General features: G+C 63.5%; 17 protein-coding genes. 12 read left to right on the top strand and 5 right to left on the bottom strand.

The features are described from left to right. The first annotated feature begins 10 nt into the window (after positions 1-10). The 7 genes from ACSQ8Y_RS08605 to ACSQ8Y_RS08635 all read left to right on the top strand — a co-directional run bounded on the left by ACSQ8Y_RS08605 (position 11) and on the right by ACSQ8Y_RS08635 (position 5,459). Complete coding sequence (locus ACSQ8Y_RS08605) at positions 11-388, top strand: PilZ domain-containing protein (RefSeq protein WP_436266029.1); 378 nt, start codon at positions 11-13, stop codon at positions 386-388. 16 nt (positions 389-404) lie between these two features. Continuing rightward, positions 405-920, top strand: coding sequence for an N-acetyltransferase family protein (locus ACSQ8Y_RS08610; protein ID WP_436266030.1), 516 nt, complete (start codon positions 405-407; stop codon positions 918-920). 15 nt (positions 921-935) lie between these two features. After that, entirely contained in the window at positions 936-2,132 is a 1,197-nt protein-coding gene (locus ACSQ8Y_RS08615; RefSeq protein ID WP_436266031.1) for a hypothetical protein, read from the top strand. Between the two features lie 459 nt (positions 2,133-2,591). Continuing rightward, positions 2,592-3,371 (top strand): TatD family hydrolase, encoded by a 780-nt coding sequence (locus tag ACSQ8Y_RS08620; protein WP_436266032.1) that lies wholly within the window; start codon positions 2,592-2,594, stop codon positions 3,369-3,371. Between the two features lie 82 nt (positions 3,372-3,453). Next, complete coding sequence (locus ACSQ8Y_RS08625; RefSeq protein WP_436266033.1) at positions 3,454-4,158, top strand: ankyrin repeat domain-containing protein; 705 nt, start codon at positions 3,454-3,456, stop codon at positions 4,156-4,158. A gap of 83 nt (positions 4,159-4,241) precedes the next feature. Then, positions 4,242-5,165 (top strand): methyltransferase domain-containing protein, encoded by a 924-nt coding sequence (locus tag ACSQ8Y_RS08630; protein ID WP_436266034.1) that lies wholly within the window; start codon positions 4,242-4,244, stop codon positions 5,163-5,165. A 48-nt stretch (positions 5,166-5,213) separates the two neighbouring features. Beyond that, positions 5,214-5,459 carry a hypothetical protein gene (locus ACSQ8Y_RS08635; protein WP_436266035.1) on the top strand — a complete coding sequence of 82 codons (246 nt, stop codon included), beginning with the start codon at positions 5,214-5,216 and terminating at the stop codon, positions 5,457-5,459. A 79-nt stretch (positions 5,460-5,538) separates the two neighbouring features. Here the strand turns inward: ACSQ8Y_RS08635 and ACSQ8Y_RS08640 are convergent, their stop codons facing one another. Then, entirely contained in the window at positions 5,539-6,522 is a 984-nt protein-coding gene (locus ACSQ8Y_RS08640; protein ID WP_436266036.1) for an NAD(P)H-dependent flavin oxidoreductase, read from the bottom strand. A 96-nt stretch (positions 6,523-6,618) separates the two neighbouring features. Here ACSQ8Y_RS08640 and ACSQ8Y_RS08645 point away from each other — a divergent pair, with 96 nt between their 5' ends. Beyond that, the gene (locus ACSQ8Y_RS08645; protein WP_436266037.1) at positions 6,619-7,254 is read left to right on the top strand and encodes a TetR/AcrR family transcriptional regulator; all 636 of its coding nucleotides are present in this window, start codon (positions 6,619-6,621) and stop codon (positions 7,252-7,254) included. Between the two features lie 218 nt (positions 7,255-7,472). Next, on the top strand, positions 7,473-7,673 hold the full coding sequence (locus ACSQ8Y_RS08650; protein WP_436266038.1) for a hypothetical protein: 201 nt from the start codon (positions 7,473-7,475) through the stop codon (positions 7,671-7,673). Positions 7,674-7,699: 26 nt separating this feature from the next. Here ACSQ8Y_RS08650 and ACSQ8Y_RS08655 read toward each other — a convergent pair whose 3' ends face one another. Next, positions 7,700-8,794 (bottom strand): phospholipase A, encoded by a 1,095-nt coding sequence (locus tag ACSQ8Y_RS08655; protein ID WP_436266039.1) that lies wholly within the window; start codon positions 8,792-8,794, stop codon positions 7,700-7,702. 112 nt (positions 8,795-8,906) lie between these two features. Next, positions 8,907-10,517, bottom strand: coding sequence for a methyl-accepting chemotaxis protein (locus ACSQ8Y_RS08660; protein ID WP_436266040.1), 1,611 nt, complete (start codon positions 10,515-10,517; stop codon positions 8,907-8,909). 146 nt (positions 10,518-10,663) lie between these two features. Here ACSQ8Y_RS08660 and fusA point away from each other — a divergent pair, with 146 nt between their 5' ends. Then, positions 10,664-12,775 (top strand): elongation factor G, encoded by a 2,112-nt coding sequence (fusA, locus tag ACSQ8Y_RS08665; protein ID WP_436266041.1) that lies wholly within the window; start codon positions 10,664-10,666, stop codon positions 12,773-12,775. An 18-nt stretch (positions 12,776-12,793) separates the two neighbouring features. On the opposite strand, the gene ACSQ8Y_RS08670 is transcribed toward fusA, so the two are convergent. After that, entirely contained in the window at positions 12,794-14,767 is a 1,974-nt protein-coding gene (locus ACSQ8Y_RS08670) for a bifunctional diguanylate cyclase/phosphodiesterase (protein ID WP_436266042.1), read from the bottom strand. Between the two features lie 81 nt (positions 14,768-14,848). Then, positions 14,849-15,382 carry a hypothetical protein gene (locus tag ACSQ8Y_RS08675; protein ID WP_436266043.1) on the bottom strand — a complete coding sequence of 178 codons (534 nt, stop codon included), beginning with the start codon at positions 15,380-15,382 and terminating at the stop codon, positions 14,849-14,851. 126 nt (positions 15,383-15,508) lie between these two features. Between ACSQ8Y_RS08675 and ACSQ8Y_RS08680 the strand changes: the two genes are divergently transcribed. Beyond that, on the top strand, positions 15,509-17,239 hold the full coding sequence (locus ACSQ8Y_RS08680; RefSeq protein ID WP_436266044.1) for a methyl-accepting chemotaxis protein: 1,731 nt from the start codon (positions 15,509-15,511) through the stop codon (positions 17,237-17,239). A gap of 282 nt (positions 17,240-17,521) precedes the next feature. After that, positions 17,522-20,647 carry a TonB-dependent receptor gene (locus tag ACSQ8Y_RS08685; protein WP_436266045.1) on the top strand — a complete coding sequence of 1,042 codons (3,126 nt, stop codon included), beginning with the start codon at positions 17,522-17,524 and terminating at the stop codon, positions 20,645-20,647. The last annotated feature ends 9 nt before the right edge of the window (positions 20,648-20,656 follow it).

Here is a 20,656-nt window from a genome sequence, read left to right on the forward strand (position 1 = left end):
AGGAATTGAATTGACCGGCAGCACCATCGATCCGAACGCCGTACCGATAGCCCGGCCTACCGTGCTGTCGCTGGCCATCAAGGAAAAGGCCGCGCTGTACGCGGCCTACATGCCGTTCCTGAAGAATGGCGGCATTTTCGTGCCGACCCAAAAGCCGTACAAGATCGGCGACGAGATCTATCTGATCCTGGCGCTGATGGAAGACCCCAATAAATACCCGATCGCAGGCAAGGTCGCCTGGATCACGCCGCCCAGCGCCGCCCACAACAAGGCGCAGGGCATAGGCGTGCACTTCCCCGCGGACGAGAGCGGCCAGCGCGCCCGCCTGCGCATCGAAGAGATCCTGGGCGCCGCGCTGCGTTCGTCGCGCGCCACGCATACACTTTAACTTCCCTACTTTCGCCATGTCTTTCCGCCATCGCACCGCCACGCTCAACGATCTGCCGACCATCGTCGCCATTTACAACAGCACCGTCGCCTCCCGTGAAGTGACCGCCGACACCGAGCCGGTATCGGTCGAGTCGCGCCTGGCCTGGTTCCATGAGCACACGCCCGAGCGCCGTCCGCTGTGGGTCATCGAAGGGGCGGATGACGGTTCGGCCGAGCCGGCCATTCTGGGTTGGATTTCCTTTTCCAATTTCTACGGCCGCCCGGCATACTCCGGCACCGCCGAAGTATCGATCTACATAGCCGAAGCGTCGCGCGGGAAAGGCATAGGCCGCTATGCATTGCAGGAGGCCATAGACTTCGCGCCGCAGATCAAGGTGCACACGCTGCTGGGCTTCATCTTCGGTCACAATCAACCCAGCCTAGGCCTGTTCTCCAGATTCGGCTTCGAGACCTGGGCCAATCTGCCCAAGGTGGCCAACCTGGACGGTGTCGAACGCGACCTGATCATCCTCGGAAAACGGGTCGCCTAAAACAAGGATTCCCGCATGCTGCGTCGACTGATACTGCCCGCCATCGTTGCACTTTGCGCCGCCAACCCGGCGCTGGCGGTCGTGGCGGGCAACGCCGAAAGCCAGAAGTTACTTGCCGAAGGCAATGTGCTGCATGGGCAGGGGAAGTTCAAGGAGGCGCTGGAAAAATTTGGTGAAGCACGCAAGGCCTCGCCCGAGGCATCCGCACCGTTGTCGGCGGGCGCGAACCTGTTGATGGTGATCGCCGCCGGCATTCCCGACGATGCGGCCCGCAGCGCCCGCCAGCAGCAAGCTGCGGACGTGGCCCGCGCGGCATTGAAGCTGGACAGCGGCGACATCGTGGCGCTCGAAGTGCTGCGCCTGCTGGCCGACCCGAGCTCGATCAGCGCCTACCAGCCGAACGCTGCCGCAGGCAAGGCCTACGCTGAAGGAGAAGCGCTGTTTCACGCCGCCAAGTACGAAGAGGCGCGCGCCAAGTACCGCGAAGCGCAGCGTGCCGACCCGAAATTCGCTTCCGCCTGGGTGATGGAGGGCGACACTTATTTCATGGAGAAGAACTGGCTGGCGGCCGAAATGCTGTTCCAGAAGGCCACCGTGATCGACCCGCAAAGCGCGCAAGCATGGCGCTTCCTGGCCGATACCTTGGCCCGCCTGGGCAACCGCAACGGCGTCGAGTCTGCGGCCTTGAACGCGATCGCCGCGCAGCCTGGCCAGCAGATGAGCTGGGACAGGCTGGCGATGGTGGCGCAGCTGGACAAGCAGCCGCTGGCGCGTTTGCAGTTCGCGCGCCGCGCCAGCGTCAAGTTCGATCCCGCCACCGGCAAGGCGGCGATCTCGCTTGCCGAAGAGTTCAAGGACGCCAAAGGGGACGCAGCGCCCGAGCGCGCCATCTGGTTGGCTTATGCGCTGGGTCAGGCCAACGCGCAGACGGCGGCGGCCAAGGCCGGCCGCACGCTGTCGCCATATGCGCTGGAGCGGGAAGGCTGGACCGTGGCGATGAAGATGCTGGCCGAGGTAGAGGCGAAGGGGCAGCCGCTGCCGCAATCGCCGGTCTTGCTGGCCATCCGCAAGCTGTATGCGGCCGGTGACCTTGACGCGGCCATCCTGCTGCTGATGTACCGGGAAGCCTACCGGCCCGAGTTCGAAGCCTGGAAGACGGCGCACCCGGACGGCATCAGGCAGTTCGTGGCGGCCCACCGGCTGATGCCCTAGAAATAGTAGTTGAGAAGGTAGGAAAACCTCCAAATCGTCATTCCCGCGCAGGCGGGAATCTATTCGTCATAGGAGAAGACCGCGACGGGAGGCAGGGTCGGAGGCGGGGTCAGTTCCGGCAAGTGGACAAAATGTCCGTTTGCCGGAACTGACCCCGGGCTCGCGAAGTATGGGTTCCCGCCTGCGCGGGAACGACAAGTATTTCAAGGTGCCCACTAGGGCGTCTCGAATAAGCGCCAGTTTGTCATTCCCGCGAAGGCGGAATCCATGCTAGCGGGGAGGCGGGGTCGGGAGGCGGAGTCAGTTCCGTCCGTTTGCCGGAACTGACCCCGGCCTCGGACCCCGGGCTCGCGGGCTCGCCGGGCTCGAATTCCGTCATTCTATCGGCGCTTTATCTCGCAGATCCGTGCCGCCTGCCACTCATTGGCGTGGGCGCCCACGCTCGCGTACAATCACGCCATGTTTATCGATTCCCACTGCCACATCAATTTTCCCGAGCTGGCTGCTCGCATGCCTGAGATTCTCGGCAAAATGGCCGAGAACAAGGTCACCCATGCGCTCTGCGTTTCCGTGGACTTGCCGGACTTTCCGCAAGTGCTGGAACTGGCCGAGCAGCATCCGCACATCTACGCTTCTGTCGGCGTGCATCCGGACTACGAGGACACCCCGGAACCCACCGTCGAACAGCTGGTGCAGCTGGCGGACAATCCGCGCATCATTGCCATCGGCGAGACCGGCCTCGACTACTATCGCCTGACTGGCGACCTGGAGTGGCAGCGCGAGCGCTTCCGTACCCACATCAAAGCTTCCAGAATCACGCGCAAGCCCTTGATTATCCACACCAGGGCGGCCAGCGAGGACACCATCCGCATCATGCAGGAAGAGGGCGCGGGCACCGACAAGGGCGGCGTGGCGGGCGTGATGCACTGCTTCACGGAGTCGCTGGAAGTGGCGCGCGCGGCGATGGCGATGGGCTTCTACATCTCCTTCTCCGGCATCGTCACCTTCAAGAGCGCCAAGGAATTGCAGGCGGTGGCGCTGGAAGTGCCGCTGGAGCAGATGTTGATCGAAACCGATTCGCCCTATCTGGCGCCGATGCCGCACCGGGGCAAGATGAACGAACCCGGTTTCGTCGCGCACGTGGGCGAATATATCGCCAAACTCAAGGGCGTGCCTGTAGAACAGGTCGCGCAGCAGACCAGTGACAACTTCTTCAAACTGTTCAATGTCGAACGCTAACGCTGCAAAAAAATGCCTTGTCGATTCCGCGGCGGCGGCGGTGCGGCGGTGCGCAAGCCATGTTTCGCATCTCGTCCGGAGCATGGCTTCCCGCCTGCGTGGGAATGACGGGCGGCGGCGCCTGCTGCTGTCCGCCTTCGCGCTGCTGCTGGCGGGGCCTGCGCTGGCGGAGTCGGACGACCAGGTGGACTTCTTCCGCGCGGCACAGGTCGACAACACCAGCACCGTGCGTGCCGTGCTCAAGCGTGGCCTGGATCCCAATGTGCACGAGCCGGAACGGGGCGAAACGGGCCTGATCGTGGCCATGCGCTGGGACGCCAACCAGGTCTTCAAGGAGTTGCTGGCCCATCCTAAGGTGAACCTTGAGGAGGTTTCCAGCAACGGCACCACCGCGCTGATGATGGCTGCCTTCAAGCACAACAAGGCGGCCGTGCAGGCGCTGATCGCCAAGGGGGCGCAGGTCAACCGCAAAGGCTGGACGGCGCTGCACTTCGCGGCTGCGGCGGGCGATCTGGAGATCATGTCCATGCTGCTGGAACATCACGCCTACATCGACGCCGGCTCGCCGAGCGGTCTGACGCCGTTGATGCTGGCCGCGCGCGAGGGCATGGAGGATGCCGTCAAGCTGCTGCTGGCGCAGGGCGCGGACGCCACGCTGAAGGACGGCGCCTACCATGTCGACGCCGCCGAATTCGCCACGCGGGCGGAAAAACCCTGGATCACCAAGGCCATCAACGCCCATCTCGCCAAGGCGGCAGCCTCGATGCCTGCCAAAAAGTCAAACTAGCAGGTTTTTCCCCGCCAACTCGCCGCTTAGCTTTGCCCCACGGGCAAAGATAATGGCTACGTTGCGCTAACAAGGGAAAAACCATGCTGAACGAACGCGAAATAGAGAGCTGCTACCTCGGACAATTCATTCCTGTCCACTACCATCACAATATGCTGATGGATCAGAACCGCATGCACAGCTTCAAGTCGGCCATAGCCTATGCCGTGAAGCCCGGCATGAAGGTACTGGAGCTGGGCGGGGGCACGGGTGTGCTGTCCTTCTTCGCCGCCGCCAAGGCCAGCAAGGTGTACTGCGTCGAATTCAACCCGGACATGGTCAAGGAAGCGCGCAAATTCCTGGGCATCAACCCGAACGGCGAAAAAGTGGAAGTCATCCACGCCGATGCGTTCGAATACCTGCCGCCGGAGCCTGTTGACGTCGTCATCTGCGAAATGATCCACGTCGGCATGCTGCGCGAAAAACAGGTGGAAGTGATCGAATCGTTCAAGCGCCGCTACCTGGAGCGTTTCGGCGGCCCGCTGCCCATCTTCATGCCGGAGGCGGTCATCATGGCGGCCCAGCCGCTGCAGCAGGAATACGATTTCGAAGGCTTCTTCGCGCCCATCGTGCAATTCCAGGAAACCCAGGTCATCTATCCCGGCTCGGTGGAGATGGCCCAGCCCGCCGTCTACAGCGTCATCGACTTCACGCAACCGAACGACATGATGTATAGCTGGGAAGGCAACTTCGTGGTCGAACGCAGCGGCTGCGTCAATGCCATGCGTTTCGTCACCAAGAACATCCTGGCGGTGGTAGCCGAGCGCAACAGCACCATCGACTGGCTGAACCACTACATGACCTTGCCGCTGGCCAAGCCCGTGCAGGCCAAGGAAGGCGACATCCTGGCGGTCAGCTTCCAGTACCGCGCGGGCGGGTCCATCCCGTCGCTGCAGACTTCGCTGCGGGTGGAAATCCTGCACGAAACGGCGCTTCAGCCCCGGCATTACGCGCCGGCCTTCGCCTAAACGGCTGCGTGGCGGTATACTCACGGTTTTGATTACAGAGTATTCGCCATGGAACAAGAAGATCGCCGCTACATCGTGCAACAGAAGAAAATCAGCGAGGGCGACAAGCCGGCTGTGTTTGCCAAGGTGATGAAGAGCAAGGAAGGCGCGTTTGAAGGCGTGTCCTTCATCAAGTCGAAAGAGAAGGCGACCATTTTGACGGTCGCCGAGGCGGAACAGGCGATTGCCTGGGCGCAGAAGAAAAAGCCGAACGCAAAAGAGTACGAAACCAAGATCATTTGCGTCGGCCAGTAATTGCCGTCCCCTTGAAAAAGGGGACCCATGCTGACTATGGATTTCCGCTGCGCGGCGCTCCGCCGCTGCGGAATGAAACCTACGCCGCCTGCTTGTCCAGCAAACGCGCGCGCGCGCCGTTGTATTCCTCCGTCAGACGCCCGACCAGCTCGGCCACCGTCGGCGCATCCTCCATCATCCCCACACCCTGGCCAGCGCCCCAGATGTCGCGCCAAGCCTTGGCTTTGGCCGTGCTGCCGGAACCGAAGTCCATCGCCGTCTTGTCGGCCTGCGGCAGCGCTTCCGGGTCCAGGCCGGCCGCCACGATCGATTTCTTCAGATAGTTGCCGTGCACGCCGGTGAACAGATTGGTGTACACGATGTCCGCCGCCGACGACTCGATGATGGCCTGGCGGTAGTCGTCGTCCACGTTCGATTCCTGCGTCGCCAGCCAGCGCGAGCCGATGTAGGCGAAGTCCGCGCCCATGGCCTGGGCGGCCAGGATGGCGTCGCCGGTGGCGATGGAGCCGGACAGGGCGATCGGGCCCTTGAAGAACTTGCGCACCTCGCCCACCAGCGCGAACGGGGACAGGGTGCCGGCGTGGCCGCCGGCGCCGCTGGCCACGAGGATCAGGCCGTCCACGCCCGCTTCCAGCGCCTTCTGGGCGTGGCGGATCGAGATCACGTCGTGCAGCACGATGCCGCCGTAGCTGTGGATGGCGTCCAGCATCTCTTTCGGCGGCGCCCTCAGCGAGGAAATGATGATCGGGATTTGATGCTTGACGCAGATTTCCACGTCATGCGCCAGGCGGGTATTGGACTGGTGCACGATCTGGTTGACAGCGATGGGGCCGATGATGGCGTCCGGATTGGCTGCCTTGTAGGCGGCCAGTTCGGCTTTCAGCTCGGTCAACCAGGTGTCCAGCAGCTCGGCCGGGCGGGCGTTCAGCGCCGGGAAGGAGCCGACGATGCCGGCCTTGCATTGCGCCGCGACCAGTTTCGGGCCGCTGGCGATGAACAGCGGCGAGCCGATGACGGGCAAGGCGAGGTTGCGCAATACTGCTGGAATGTGGTTCGATGTCATGATGTGCTCCTGTTTTGTAGTCATTGAGGAAGTACTCTGATACGATGTTATCAGAAAAAACGTTGTTTTTTACAGTGAATTTTAGAATAGACCTTCATGAGCAAAGCTAAAGTCGTCGATTTTCGTCAGGAGCAGGAGGATTTGCGTGGCGCGTTGCGCCAGGGCATGCTCGATGCCGCCAGCCGCTTGCTGGTCGAGGAGGGGCCGTCGGCGCTGACGGTGCGCAAGGTGGCCGAGGCGGTCAACTGCTCGACCACGCTGTTGTATTCCATCTTCGGCGGCAAGGACGGGCTGACCAATGCGCTGTATCTGGAAGGCTGCGAGCGCCTGAAGCGCGTTTACTTGCAGACGCAACCGGAGCTGGCCAAGGTCGACGCCATCGAAGGCATATGGATCTGGGGCCGCTCTTACCTGGACTTCGCGCGCGCGAACCCGAGCTACTATCTCGTGATGTTCGGCGACGCCTTCGCCGGCTTCATCCCGCCGCTGGAGTCGCGGGTGTCGGCCTGGGGCACGTTCACGCCCCTGGTCGAGCAATTCGAGCGCTGCATGGCGGACGGTTTGCTGCCCCAATCCAGCCCCACGGCGGCCGCGCGCCTGATGTGGGCCGCGCTGCACGGCATCGCCAGCCTGGAGCTGAAGGGTTTCTACCTGAAGAAAGAGCACCCGGACGCGCTGTTCAAGTCCGCCGTGCGCGCCATCTTGCTGTCGCTGAAGACTCCCGAAGCGTAGAAAACAAGTTGGGGTCAGGCCTGCATCCGTGCATTTCCGGTCCAAGTGCAAGAAATGCACGAATGCAGGCCTGACCCCAGAGCGTGACCCCAGGGCGCCGCTCGCCCCGGTTTTTTTGCCATTTGTCGGCGCTGGATGCAGCCGGTCGCATCGCCCTGGCCGGCGCGCGCCCATGGGTTACAGTACGCGTATCGAAACGTACTGCCTTGGAGCGCATTATGCTGAGCTTTGTGTTGTGGCTGGTCTTGCTGTTCTTGTGCTGGCCTTTGGCTTTGCTGGCCCTGCTGCTGTACCCGCTGGTCTGGCTGGTGCTGCTGCCGTTCCGCCTCATCGGTGTCGGCGTCGAGGCGGTATTTGAACTGCTGCGCGCCGTCGTCATGCTGCCGGCGCGCGTGCTGCGCGGCACGCCGGGCCGCTAGACGCGGTCACTGCAGGCCGCCACACGTCAGAACTCGATCAGCACGCCGGCGCCTATCGACATCTGCGCGTAGTTGTAGTCGATCAGGCTCTGGCCATAGCCGCTCGCACCTTGCAGGTAGCCCTTCAGGTTATCCCGCAACGGGAAGGACCAGCCCAGCTGCACGAAGCCGTGTTTGGTGTGCAGGTTGCGCCGGGCCAGCACCGAATATTCGTGGCCGGCGTTGCGGTAGGCCACGCGCAGGTCGCTATTGCCCATGAAATCGTTGATGTCGATGTTGTCGTTGTCCGACTTGGCATTGTCCAGCCGCTTCCACAGGCGGAAGGTGGCGTTGAAATGCTCGCCGAATTCGCCGCCCACTTCGGCATACAGCCGGTTCCAGCTGCGCGACAGCGTGGAAGTCTGGCCATTCGACTGGTGCACCAGGCCGAAGTTCAGGTAGCGCAGCCGCGCTTCGCCTACGCCGAAATTCAACGGCACGACCGCCATCAGTTCGGGCTGGTAGTTCGTTTCACGGAAAGGGCTGGACGCGGAACGGTTGTAGGCTTGCCAGAAACTCTGCTGCGTGTACGCGAACCACAGGTCGAACGGGCTGTTGGCGATTTCTTCCATCAGCTTCATCTTGAAACTGAGCTGGTAGCTCAATTCCACGTGCTGGCTCTTCAGACCGGCCGGCGTAAAGTCTTTGAACGGCCCGTCGTTGGTGCCGTTGCTGTAATTCGTCAGCAGCAGGTAAGTGTCGCGGTGCGGGCGGAAGGTGAATACGCCGCGCTTGGACGGCTGGTCCAGCTCCCAGCGCTGCACCATGCGCGACAGTTCCTTTTCCGGTTCGGCCTGCTGTACCGCCGCCATGGCAGTCGGGGCGGCATCGGCCCTGGCGGCGGCAACGGCCGGACCGATGACGGAGGCGGGGCTGGGCTGGCTGCCCGGCGCCGCGTTGGCCGGCGCAGGCGTGGATGCGAGCGGCGCCTTCCTGGCAAGCGCGTCGTAGCACGCCAGGCGGGTGCTCGGATCGCCGAGCGCGGAGCAGCGCTCCAGCAGCGTTTCGATCTCCGAAGCGCTTTGCGCCTGCGCCAGCAAGGGCAATGCCGCCGCCACCGCGCCCAGTATCTTGATGGTCATAGGCATGATTTACAAACAGTAAAGTGTGTACATCACGCAAGTATATGTTGAATCCGTGCAATGGACGCGCACGCTATCGCGCGCGCATCCCGGCATGGCGGGGCAGGGCGGCTCAGGCCGTCAGCGCCAGCTGTCCCCGTTTGGCGCCGCCCAAGCTCGGGCGGTCGTGTCCGCCCGCAGCGTCCAGCTTGAACACGCCGACCAGCTGCGACAGGTTCTGTGCCTGGTCGAGCATGGCTTGCGCGGCGGCGGCAGCCTGCTCCACCAGCGCGGCGTTTTGCTGCGTGACGTCGTCCATTTCGATAATGGCGCTGTTGATTTGCTCGATGCCGCTGGTCTGCTCGGTGCTGGCATGGCTGATCTGGCCGATCACCTCGTTGACCTTGCGCACGCTGCTGACCACCTCGTCCATGGTGCTGCCGGCGCGCGCCACCAGCGCCGCGCCCGCGTCCACCTGCTGCACCGAATCGACGATCAGCTCCTTGATTTCCTTGGCGGCCGCGGCCGAGCGCTGCGCCAGGTTGCGCACCTCGGAGGCCACGACGGCGAAGCCGCGCCCTTGTTCCCCCGCCCGCGCCGCTTCCACGGCCGCGTTCAGGGCCAGTATATTGGTCTGGAAGGCGATACCGTCGATGACGCCGATGATGTCGGCGATCTTGCGCGAGGAGCCGTTGATGGCGCCCATGGTCTCGACCACCTGCGTCACCACGGTCTTGCCGCGCGCCGCCACCGCGGTCGCCGTCTCGGCCAGGGCGCTGCCTGCACGCGCGCTGCCGGCGTTTTGCTGCACCGCGCCGGTCAGCTCTTCCATCGACGAGGCGGTTTCTTCCAGTGCGCTGGCCTGGCGTTCGGTGCGGCTCGACAGGTCCAGGTTGCCGGTCGCGATCTGCGTGGATGCGGCCACCATGCTGTCGGAGCCGGTGCGCACCTGCTGGACGATGCGGGCCAAATTCTGGTTCATGTCCCGCAACGCGCCCAGCAGCTGGCCGGTTTCATTCGTGCTGCTCACTTCGATGTGTGCACTGAGATCGCCGTCCGCCACCCGCCGCGCCATGCCGATCGCCTCGTTCAGCGGGCGCGTGATGCTGGTCGAAGCCAGCCGGGCCAACAGCGCCGTGCCCACGACGGCGGCGCCTGCCACTGCCAGCATGACCAGTTTGCCGTCCCGGAAGCCCGCTTTTGCCTCGCCGGCATCCTTGGCCATCAATTCGGCCTGCAGGTCCGAGAACTCCTTGAGGCGCAGCGCATAGTTCTGCTCGGAGCGGGCGTTGGCGCTCTGCAGCATGGCGGTCGCCTCCGCCTGTTTGCCGTCTGCGACCAGCTTCAACAGGGCCAGTTGCTGCTGCACGTCGTCGGCGCGCGCAGCCATGATGCCGACGAACAGTTCGCGCCCCCGCGGCACGTTGATCACTTTATCGAGTTGCTCCAGACTCGTCTTGTTGGCTGTGCGCAACGCTGTCATCGCGGCCACCGCTTTTTGCACGTCGGCGGGGCTGCCGGCCAGGATGGCGGAGCGCAGCAGTTGATGGATGATGGCCACGTTGTAGCGCACGCTGCTGGCCAGTTCGATCTTCTGGAAGCGGTCGTCCAGCATATTGCTCATCCGCGTTTCGGCCTCGTTCATGCGGTTGACGGAGACGCCGACGATGGCCAGCAACAGCAGCACCACGATGGAAAAAGCCAGCGCCAGCCGCGTACCGATCTTGTAGTTAGAAATGTTCATGTTGAATCCCCCTTGTTGGCCTGCAAAAGATCTTATTGTTATCGTTGCTGCACTTGAAATCAGACAAGTGCCGCCATACTTCAGATGTCTATTACTGTTAGAATCAACGACGACCCGCTGCCGGGTTTTCGTTCAAGGAGATTGTGATGACCCGCAAGACACCTATCGAGCGTTACCGCAATATCGGCATCAGCGCCCATATCGATGCCGGCAAGACCACGACCACAGAGCGGATCCTGTTTTATACCGGCGTCAATCACAAAATAGGTGAGGTTCATAACGGCGCCGCCACCATGGACTGGATGGAGCAGGAGCAGGAGCGCGGCATCACGATCACATCGGCCGCCACCACGGCCTTCTGGAAAGGCATGGCGGGTAACTTCCCCGAGCATCGCATCAATATCATTGATACCCCCGGACACGTGGATTTCACCATCGAGGTGGAGCGCTCGATGCGCGTGCTGGACGGCGCCGTGATGGTGTACGACTCGGTCGGCGGAGTTCAGCCGCAGTCCGAAACCGTATGGCGCCAAGCCAACAAATATAAGGTACCCCGAATTGCGTTCATCAACAAGATGGATCGCGTCGGCGCCGACTTTTTCCGCGTTCAGCAACAGATCAAGGACCGCTTGAAGGGCACCGCCGTGCCTATCCAGATCCCGCTCGGCGCCGAGGACAACTTCCACGGCGTGGTCGACCTGGTCAAAATGCGCGCCATTAACTGGGACGACGCCAGCCTCGGCGTGAAATTCACGTACGAGGATATACCTGCGGACCTCAAGGAGCTGGCACAGAAGTGGCACGACCACATGGTCGAAGCGGCCGCGGAGGGCTCGCCCGAGCTGCTGGACAAATACCTGAACGGCGAGTCCCTGACCGAGGAAGAGATCAAGGCGGGCCTGCGCGCGCGCACCATCCGCAACGAGATCGTGCCCATGCTGGCGGGCAGCGCCTTCAAGAACCGCGGCGTGCAGGCCATGCTGGACGCGGTGATCGAATACCTGCCGTCGCCGCTGGACATCCCGGCCATCAATGGCCACGACGAGGACGACAAGCCGATCGAACGCCATCCGTCCGACGACGAGCCGTTCGCCGCGCTGGCGTTCAAGATCATGACCGACCCCTTCGTCGGCCAGCTCACTTTCTTCCGCGTCTATTCCGGCGTGGTCAATTCGGGCGATACCGTGTACAACCCGACCAAGAGCCAGCGCGAGCGCCTGGGCCGCATCCTGCAGATGCACGCCAACGAGCGCAAGGAGATCAAGGAGGTCTACGCGGGCGACATCGCGGCGGCGGTCGGCCTGAAGGCCGTCACCACCGGCGACACGCTCAGCTCCCCGGACCACGTGATCGTTCTGGAGAAGATGATTTTCCCCGAGCCCGTCATTTCGCAGGCGGTGGAACCGAAGACCAAGGTCGACCAGGAGAAGATGGGCATCGCCCTGAACCGCCTGGCGCAGGAAGACCCGTCGTTCAAAGTGCACACGGACCAGGAATCGGGCCAGACCATCATGTCCGGCATGGGCGAGCTGCACCTGGAGATCCTGGTGGACCGCATGCGGCGCGAGTTCGGCGTCGAGGCGACCGTGGGCAAGCCGCAGGTGGCGTACCGCGAGACCGTCACCAAGGCGGCCTCGGATGTGGAGGGCAAGTTCGTCAAGCAGTCCGGCGGGCGCGGGCAGTACGGCCACGCGGTGCTGACGGTGGAGCCGTCGGCGCAGGGCAAGGGCTACGAGTTCGTCGACGCCATCAAGGGCGGCGTGATCCCGCGCGAGTTCATCCCGGCGGTGGACAAGGGCATACAGGAGACCTTGCAGTCCGGCGTGCTGGCGGGTTACCCGGTGGTGGACGTCAAGGTAACCTTGACGTTCGGCTCATACCACGACGTGGACTCTAACGAGAACGCTTTCCGCATGGCCGGTTCGATGGCCTTCAAGGAAGGCATGCGGCGCGCCTCGCCGGTGCTGCTGGAGCCGATGATGCACGTCGAGGTCGAGACGCCGGAGGAGTTCATGGGCAACGCCATGGGCGACCTGACGGCGCGGCGCGGCATGGTGCAGGGCATGGACGAGATTCCCGGCGGCGGCGGCAAGATCATCCGCGCGCTGGTGCCGCTGGCCGAGATGTTCGGCTACTCGACCACCTTGCGCTCGCTGACGCAGGGCAGGGCGACGTACACCATGGAGTTCAAGCACTATGCCGAGGTGCCGAAGCACATCCTGGATCAGATCGCGGTGTCGGCCAAGGGCAGGCACTAAGTGTGACAGCGTGCGCGGTCAGCGGCCCAGCATGGCCGCGAATTCGGCGGCGGGGACGGGGCGGCTGTACAAATAGCCCTGTCCCTGCTCGCAGCGCAACAGGCGCAGCAGCTTGGCTTCTTCCTCCGTCTCTATCCCCTCGGCCACCACCTTCAAGTCCAGGTTGTGCGCCAGCGATACGATGGTGCTCACCAGCCCCATGTAGCCGGCGTCGTGCGCCATCTTCATGACGAAGGAGCGGTCCACCTTCAGCACGTCCACCGGCAAGGTCACCAGGTAGGCCAGCGACGAATACCCGGTCCCGAAATCGTCGATCGCGATCGGCACTTCCAGGTTGCGGATACGGGTCAGTATCTCGACCACGCGCGCGTGGTCGGCCACCAGGCTGCTCTCGGTGATCTCGATCGACAGCGGCTGCAAATGCGCTTCGGCGATCTCCAGCACGCGTTCGATGTCGCCGATCAGCGTATCGCAGCGGAACTGCGCCGGCGCCACGTTGACGGCGATCTGCGGCGGCATCAGCCCCGCGTCGTGCCACTCGCGCCAGTCCGTCATCGCGCGTTCCATCACTTGTCGTCCGGCCGCGATCACCAGTCCGCTGCGCTCGAGCACCGGCACGAATTCTATCGGCGCGACGATGCCGCGCGTCGGATGGTTCCAGCGTATCAGCGCCTCGGCGCCGGACAGCTTGCCGGTCTTCAGGTCGATCTTGGGCTGATAGTAGTTGACGAACTCTCCGCGCACGATGGCGTCGCGCAGCTCGGACTCCAGGCTCAGTTCGCGCGCCAGCGCCTGGTCCGCGTGCCGGTCGTAATAGCCGAAGCGTTCCTCCTTGATGCGCGCGCCGGCCAGCGCGTCCCATGCCTTGACCAGCAGGGCGTCGGCCGAGGTGCCGTCCTCCGGCAGCGCGGCGGCGCCGGCATTGATGGTGCACCAGATCCTGTGCTCGTCGACATGGTAGGAGCCCTGCAGCAGCGGCACGATGGTGTCGCGGATGTAGGACAGCGGCGAGCCGTCGGCGTCGGCCGGGAAGAACAGCGCGAAGCGGCCGATGCCGATGTGCGACAGCACCATGTTGGCCGCCACTTCCATGTTCAGCCGTTGCGCGATGGCGCGCATCAGGCCGATCGCGGCGCTGTTGCCGTACGCCGAACTGATCTCGTCGAAGCGGTTGATGTTAATCAGCAGCACGGTGCCGCGCATTTCGGCTGCGGCGAAGGCGGCGATCTGCTCTTCGAAGTGCATGCGGCTGGGCAGGCCGGTGAGCGGATTGGTGCGCGCCAGCCGGTACAGTTCCTGCGTGTTGACCAGGCGCTCCAGGCCGAAGCTCAATTCGGTGCCGATTTCACTGGCGCGCTCGAGATAGAAGGCGTCGAACAAATCGTTCTGCAGCGAGTACAGCGACAGCACGCCCCAGCGCTTGTTGTTGGCGAACAGCGGGATGGCCATGCACGAGGCGATGCGGCGCCGTTGGCAGCCTGTGTTCAGGTTGTTGGAGAACTGCATCTCGCCGCATTCCAGCGCGCTGGCAGCCAGTTCGGGGGCGAACCAGTCCGCGCCGGACTCGTCATCGCCGCTGCGCCATTCCAGCTCGGCGCCGTCGCGCTCGGCCGACACGAACAGGCGCAGCTTGCCGGTCGATTCGTCGCACAGGCTGACGCCTGCGATCTGGATGCCGGCCTGGGTGGCGATGATGCGGCACGTGCCCAGGCACAGCGATTCGAGCGACTTGGCGCGCGACACCACCGGCGTCAGCAGCGACAGCAGGCCGTAGAAACTATCGTGCCGTACCAGTTTTTCCTGCAATTCTGCATGCGAGGCTTGCAGCCGTTCGAGCGCGGCCAGCGCAGTCTGTTGAGCGCCCGCGTCCGCCAGCTGTACGCCGCCGATGAAAGCGGCCAGCTGCGCAGCATCGTCGCCGGGCAACGCCGTGGCGCACTCGGCGGCGGGCGGCAAGGGGGCGACGCTGGGACGGGGCGCGGTCGAAGTCATGATCAAGGTGTCAACTAAAGCTAGCATCATCGCACGAAGAAGGCCGGGTGCGCATGCTACTTAGGTATGGGAAATAATACGCTATTCGCTGAGCTTGAACTTCAGCTGGATGGACAGGGCGCCGTACAGCCTGTCCTTGTAGCGCGGAATGACAGCGATGTTGGCGCCGACCCGCTGGTATTCGACGCTGAGCACAGGGATCGCCGCCAGGAACCAGCCGCCGTCACGCATCTTCGGATAACCGCTGAAGCCGCCCACCACGGCGCCCAGGCGTACCGGACCGATGGCAAGGGGTTGGTAGTACACGCCCGCGTAGTTCGAGTACTGGCGGTCGCTATTGTAGAAGCGGCCCGCCGTGGCCGCCGCGACGGTCGAGAAGCGGTACTCGGCGCCGATGCCGGGATTGCGGTCGTTCAGGTTGCGTTCGCGATCGAAATGGTAGGAGTAGAAGCCGGGGTTGATCCACAGCTCGCCCAGCGGTTTGTTCTCGACCAGCTCGAAGGGATTGTTGTCGGCCGCAGCGGCTGGCAAGGAGGTAGCGAGTGCGGCCAGCGCCAGGTGGACGGCGCAGCCCGCGATGAAGCGCGCGCGACTTGCATGCTTATGATGTGTCATCCCAACAGTCCTCGATAAATGCCCATCCGGCGGTCCCGGCATTATAGCCAAGAGCGGGCGCCGTCGTTACAATAGCAGATAGATAGTTTCCTAGTAACAATTAATCCAATCCCGAGAAGAAATCACATGAACATCACCAAACGCCTGATCCTGACATTGTCTGTGGCGTTATTGGCGCTGCTGTTTGTCGGCGCAAACGGACTACTGCAACTGAACCGGGCGCAGGGCCGCCTGGACAAGGTGCAAACAGGACTGATCCCCAGCATCGCCGGCCTGAACCTGGCCAAGAACGCTGTCTCCGACAGCCGCCTGGCCGGCTACCGCCTGTCGGTGTTCACCGCGCCGGCGCCGGCGGAGTGCCCCGAGCCGTGCAAGCTGCCGAACAAGGCGACCCTGGTGAAGTCCTACAACGACGCCCACGCCAAGTTCGATGAAGTGATCAACAAGTACGAAAAGGAAAACATCACCGACGACACCGACCGCAAGATGCTGGAGGCGGACCGCGAAGCGATGGCCAACTACCGCAAGACGCTAGTGCCCTTCCTGGACGCATCCGCCGCGGGCGACATAGAAGGCGTACGGGCCACGCTGGTGGCCGGTTCGCCGCTGGCCCTGGGCGCGGCCGGCGTGAAGAAGGCGCTGGACGACCATATCGAGTACAACAACAAGCTGATCGCGATTGTGCGCGAAGAGTCCATCGCCGCCTACAATTCGGCCTTCAATCTGCTGGTCGGCGTGATCGTGCTCGCCTTCGTGGTGACCGCGGCGCTGGGCTTCCAGCTGTATCGCATCATCAGCGGCAGCCTGGGCAATATCCAGGGTACGCTGGAAGGCGTCAGCCAGTCGCTGGACCTGACCCGTCAGGTGCAGATCGAGCGCATGGATGAAGTAGGCCACACGGCGGTTGCCTTCAACAAGCTGCTGACCGATATCGGCAACGTGGTCGGCGTGGTGCGCGGGGCGACCGAGACGGTCAGCTCGGCCGCGCAGCAGATCGCAGTGGGTACCGGCGACCTGTCGTCGCGCACCGCCGCGCAAGCGGCCGCGCTGGAGCAGACCGCATCGAGCATGGAAGAACTGAGTTCCACCGTCGGCCAGAACGCCGACAACGCGCGCCAGGCCAACCAGCTCGCGCTTTCGGCGTCGGACGTGGCGGTGCAGGGCGGCAGCGTGGTCGAGAAAGTGACCATGACCATGTCCTCGATCAACGATTCCTCGCGCAAGATCGTGGACATCATCAGCGTCATCGACGGTATCGCCTTCCAGACCAACATCCTTGCGCTGAACGCGGCGGTGGAAGCGGCGCGTGCCGGTGAACAGGGCCGCGGCTTCGCCGTGGTGGCGACCGAGGTGCGCAACCTGGCGCAGCGTTCGGCGGCCGCCGCGAAAGAGATCAAAGTGCTGATCGAAGACTCGGTGGAAAAGGTCGGGTCCGGCACCAAGCTGGTCGAGCAGGCCGGCGCCACCATGAATGAAGTGGTGACCAGCGTGCGCCAGGTGACCGACATCGTGGCCGCCATCAGCGCGGCGACCGACGAGCAGAACGCCGGCATCGCGCAGGTGCACCAGGCCATCACGCAGATGGACCATGTGACGCAGGAAAACGCCGCGCTGGTGGAAGAAACCGCCGCCGCCGCGCAGCTGCTGCGCGACCAGGCGGAGGAACTGGCGCAGGCCGTGGCCGCGTTCACCATCAACGGCGCTTCCACACCGAAGCCTGCAGCGCGCCGCGCTCCAGTGGCGCCCATCGCCTCCGCCGTCGCGCACAGCCGCAGCGCGCCGGCGCCCAAACGTACGCCAAGCAAGCTGGCGGCAAACTCGCCCAAGCAAGCCAGCAGCGATTGGGAAGAGTTCTAAAACAGCTTAAGACGCAGGGCGGATTGGCCGGGGGCGTTGAGCCCGCAGGACGAACCCGCCATCACCAGGCCGCGCCGCTGAATGGCGCGGCTTTTTTTCGTCTAAACAGTTTATATCGTTATGCGTTTTGTGCAGTCGCAGCATGGGGTTTGATCATTTGCTCAACCTCGTGATTCTTTCAACCAGCAGCGCGAAATCCGCTCACCCCTCACATAGAATGCGATCTGAAGCTGATCACTAGAGCACAGGCCAATCAATGGCCGACATCCGGAGGAGAGAGTCGTGAGCGAATACCATTTCAAAGAGAAGCGCCCTGGCGCACGTACGAATAGCGTGATGATGCTGGCCATCGCGTCCCTGTTCGCGGGCAATGGCGCGGTGGCACAGGAAGCCGCGCCGACGGCCAAGGCCGAGGCGGCGAAAGAAAGCGTGGTGATGGTGGTAGGCACCCGCAAGTCGGTCGCCTCCGCGATCGACCGCAAGATCCGCAACGCCACCGTGTCCGATTCGCTGGTGGCCGAGGACATCAACCAGTTCCCCGACAAGAACGTGGGCGAGGCCCTGTCCCGCATCACCGGCGTGCAGCTGACGCGCGATTTTGGCGAAGGCACGCAAGTGGCCATACGCGGCGTCGAGCCGGACCTGAACCGGGTCGAGATCAACGGCATGTCTGTCCTGAGCAGCAACGGCACCGCAGGACGCGGTGCCGAATTGCGCGAACTGGCCTCCGAGCTGATCGCCTCAATCGACGTGTACAAGGGCAGCACCGCCGACATGACCGAAGGCGGCATCGGCGGCACCGTCAGCATCAAGACGCGCAAGCCTCTGGATTTCAAAAAGACCACCATCGCCAGCACCATCTCGGCCGAGCAGGAGACCACCCGCGGCGGCGTGCAGCCGCGCGGCAGCCTGCTGCTGGCCGACAAATTCCTCGACGGCCGCCTGGGCGTCATGGCCAATGTGGTGTACGACAATGTCCTGACCCGCAACGACTACGCGCGCAACACCTCGTGGCGCTTCCTGCGCGACTGGGACTTCTCGCCGGACAAGACCGTGGTCAGCAGGGATCCGGCCGTCGCGGCCATCAACACGGCTGCCGGCTGCAACGCCGCGACGCTGACTGCGGCCCAGAAGACTGCCTGCGCCGCGCAATGGTCGGACTACTCGCCGGGCGTTTCCCGCTATGGCATCTGGACCCGCGACCACAAGCGCTCGTCGGCGGAATTGACGGCACAGTACAAGGTCAGCGACGAACTGACGGCCTTCGTCAGCCACCAGGCCAACTTCCAGGACCAGCGCCTGAACGACCGCAACTACGGCACCGACCTGGGCGCCCCGTCGCGTCTGGCCAACGGCGGTACGGCCCCGGTCTACAACGCATCCGGCGTGCCCACCGCCCCCGGCAGCTGCGGCCCGGTGTCCGCCACGACGACGCCTGAAGGCGTGGTTGTCACCAACCACTATGTCACGCAGTACGTGGTCGGCAACTGCAACTTCCTGGCCGGCGCGGGCGGGCAGGGTGCATTCAGCACTTCGGCGCGCGACTTCAAGCTCAAGATTGATAGCAAGTACAGCTCCGCCGGTTTCAACTACCGCGGCGAGCGCCTGGAAGCCGAAGGCCTGGTCTCCAAAGCCGAATCGAACTACAGCAGCGACAGCAACAGCATCGTGCTGTCCCAGAATGCGCCGGGCCTGAAGGTGACGCTGGACAAGCAGGGCTTGCCGCATTTCGATTTCCCTGCGGCCGTCTCGCCCGAGAATGACAGCTCCTATGTCCAGGCGCAGCTGCAATACCGTCCTGAGGAAACCAAGAACACCGAAGACCAATTGAAACTGGACTTCAAATACAAGTTCGATACGCCTTTCCTGACCAAGATCTGGTTCGGCACGCAGGCGCAAAAGGCCAGCGCCAAGCAGTACAAGGGCGGCGGCTACCTGGCCAGCAACGGCCCGGACCTGGTCAGCACGGCAGACGATATCAACGTCGTCACGGCCAATGTCAACCAGACCGCGGTCTACGATCCGAACTACAAGGGCACGGCGCAGCGCGCACCGGACAACCAGTCCTTCCTGAACACGAGTTACGCCACCAGGTACGTCAACGCCGCCACCATGGCCGCCATGGTGGCCGCCATCCGTGGCCGCTCGCCGGGCACCTTCTTCGAAGGCTACGACAAGGTGAGCAATATGCCGAGTGGCTGGATGAGCCCCAGCTATTCGAGCGCCGCGCAGTACTTCGATACCTCGCACTTCAACCACGACAAGCTGTACAACTCGCCCGGCAGCGACGGCAAGATGTACCCGCAACTGCCATCCTACGCGGTGGACGAGCGCGTGCAATCGGCCTACCTGCGCGCGGACTGGGAGACGGAACTGTTCGGCATGGGTGCGTCCGGCAACATCGGTGCGCGCTACACCCGCACACGCGACATCTCGACCGGCTCCTTCAAGTACCAGGTTCGCGTACCGACAGCTCCGGGCGCGGCCACCTTCGCTGACCGCGTGATCAGCAACAGCACCAGCACCATCGACAACAGCTATCACGATGTGCTGCCCAGCGCGAACGCGATGCTGTGGCTGCTCCCGGACACCTTCCTGGTCCGCGTGGGCTGGGCCAAGGTGATGGCGCGTCCGCGCATCGACCTGCTGGTGCCGAACGCCACATGCACCCTGAACAGCGGGAATCCGCAGTTCGGCGGCGACAGCCAGGATGACTGCACGGCCGGCAATCCGAACCTGAAACCCTTCCGCGCCGCCAACACGGACCTGAGCTTCGAATACTATCCGGGTCCGGACACCCAGGTCAGCATGGGCTTGTTCAACAAGAAGATTTCCAGCTACATCCTGGAGAAGACGCTGGTCAAGAACGTCGACCTGTTCAAAAACGGCACCCTGTTTGACGTGACGCAGCCGATCAACGGCCGCGGCGCGACCACCAAGGGAGTCGAACTGACGGCGCGCACCGCCTTCACCTTCCTGCCAGGCTGGCTGGCCGGCTTCGGCGGCGACACGAACTACACCCGCATGTCGTATAAATACGCGCCGGGAACGGAACGCCTGAACATCCTGGACGGCACGGTGCTGCCATACCCGGGCATGTCCAAGAACAGCTACAACGTCGCGCTGTGGTACGACCAGGGCAGGATCAACGGCCGCGTCGCCTACACCTACCGCGACCGCTTCTACACCGGCGGCAACGACGTGTCGGGTAATCCGAACTTCCAGGAGAAGTCCGGCTTCCTGGACGCGAAGCTGCAATACCGCTACAACGACCATGTCACGTTCTCGCTGGAAGGCAAGAACCTGACCGACCAGGCCCAGATCACCGACGCGGGCGACCTGTTCCGCGTCAACGAACTGGCCTTCTCGGGACGCCGCTACTTCGTCAGCGTGTCGATCAAGAACTGATCGTCTCCT

The organism is Pseudoduganella sp. LjRoot289, from assembly GCF_964252925.1.
Taxonomy (GTDB): Bacteria; Pseudomonadota; Gammaproteobacteria; order Burkholderiales; family Burkholderiaceae_D; genus Rugamonas.

Bases quoted from the DNA above. Each gene is read 5' to 3' on its own strand.
- ACSQ8Y_RS08625 (WP_436266033.1), top strand. From the start codon at position 3,454: ATGGCTTCCCGCCTGCGTGGGAATGACGGGCGGCGGCGCCTGCTGCTG.
- ACSQ8Y_RS08655 (WP_436266039.1), bottom strand. From the start codon at position 8,794: ATGACCATCAAGATACTGGGCGCGGTGGCGGCGGCATTGCCCTTGCTG.
- fusA (WP_436266041.1), top strand. From the start codon at position 10,664: ATGACCCGCAAGACACCTATCGAGCGTTACCGCAATATCGGCATCAGC.
- ACSQ8Y_RS08610 (WP_436266030.1), top strand. From the start codon at position 405: ATGTCTTTCCGCCATCGCACCGCCACGCTCAACGATCTGCCGACCATC.
- ACSQ8Y_RS08680 (WP_436266044.1), top strand. From the start codon at position 15,509: ATGAACATCACCAAACGCCTGATCCTGACATTGTCTGTGGCGTTATTG.
- ACSQ8Y_RS08640 (WP_436266036.1), bottom strand. From the start codon at position 6,522: ATGACATCGAACCACATTCCAGCAGTATTGCGCAACCTCGCCTTGCCC.
- ACSQ8Y_RS08645 (WP_436266037.1), top strand. From the start codon at position 6,619: ATGAGCAAAGCTAAAGTCGTCGATTTTCGTCAGGAGCAGGAGGATTTG.
- ACSQ8Y_RS08620 (WP_436266032.1), top strand. From the start codon at position 2,592: ATGTTTATCGATTCCCACTGCCACATCAATTTTCCCGAGCTGGCTGCT.
- ACSQ8Y_RS08630 (WP_436266034.1), top strand. From the start codon at position 4,242: ATGCTGAACGAACGCGAAATAGAGAGCTGCTACCTCGGACAATTCATT.
- ACSQ8Y_RS08650 (WP_436266038.1), top strand. From the start codon at position 7,473: ATGCTGAGCTTTGTGTTGTGGCTGGTCTTGCTGTTCTTGTGCTGGCCT.
- ACSQ8Y_RS08675 (WP_436266043.1), bottom strand. From the start codon at position 15,382: ATGACACATCATAAGCATGCAAGTCGCGCGCGCTTCATCGCGGGCTGC.
- ACSQ8Y_RS08635 (WP_436266035.1), top strand. From the start codon at position 5,214: ATGGAACAAGAAGATCGCCGCTACATCGTGCAACAGAAGAAAATCAGC.
- ACSQ8Y_RS08615 (WP_436266031.1), top strand. From the start codon at position 936: ATGCTGCGTCGACTGATACTGCCCGCCATCGTTGCACTTTGCGCCGCC.
- ACSQ8Y_RS08670 (WP_436266042.1), bottom strand. From the start codon at position 14,767: ATGACTTCGACCGCGCCCCGTCCCAGCGTCGCCCCCTTGCCGCCCGCC.
- ACSQ8Y_RS08660 (WP_436266040.1), bottom strand. From the start codon at position 10,517: ATGAACATTTCTAACTACAAGATCGGTACGCGGCTGGCGCTGGCTTTT.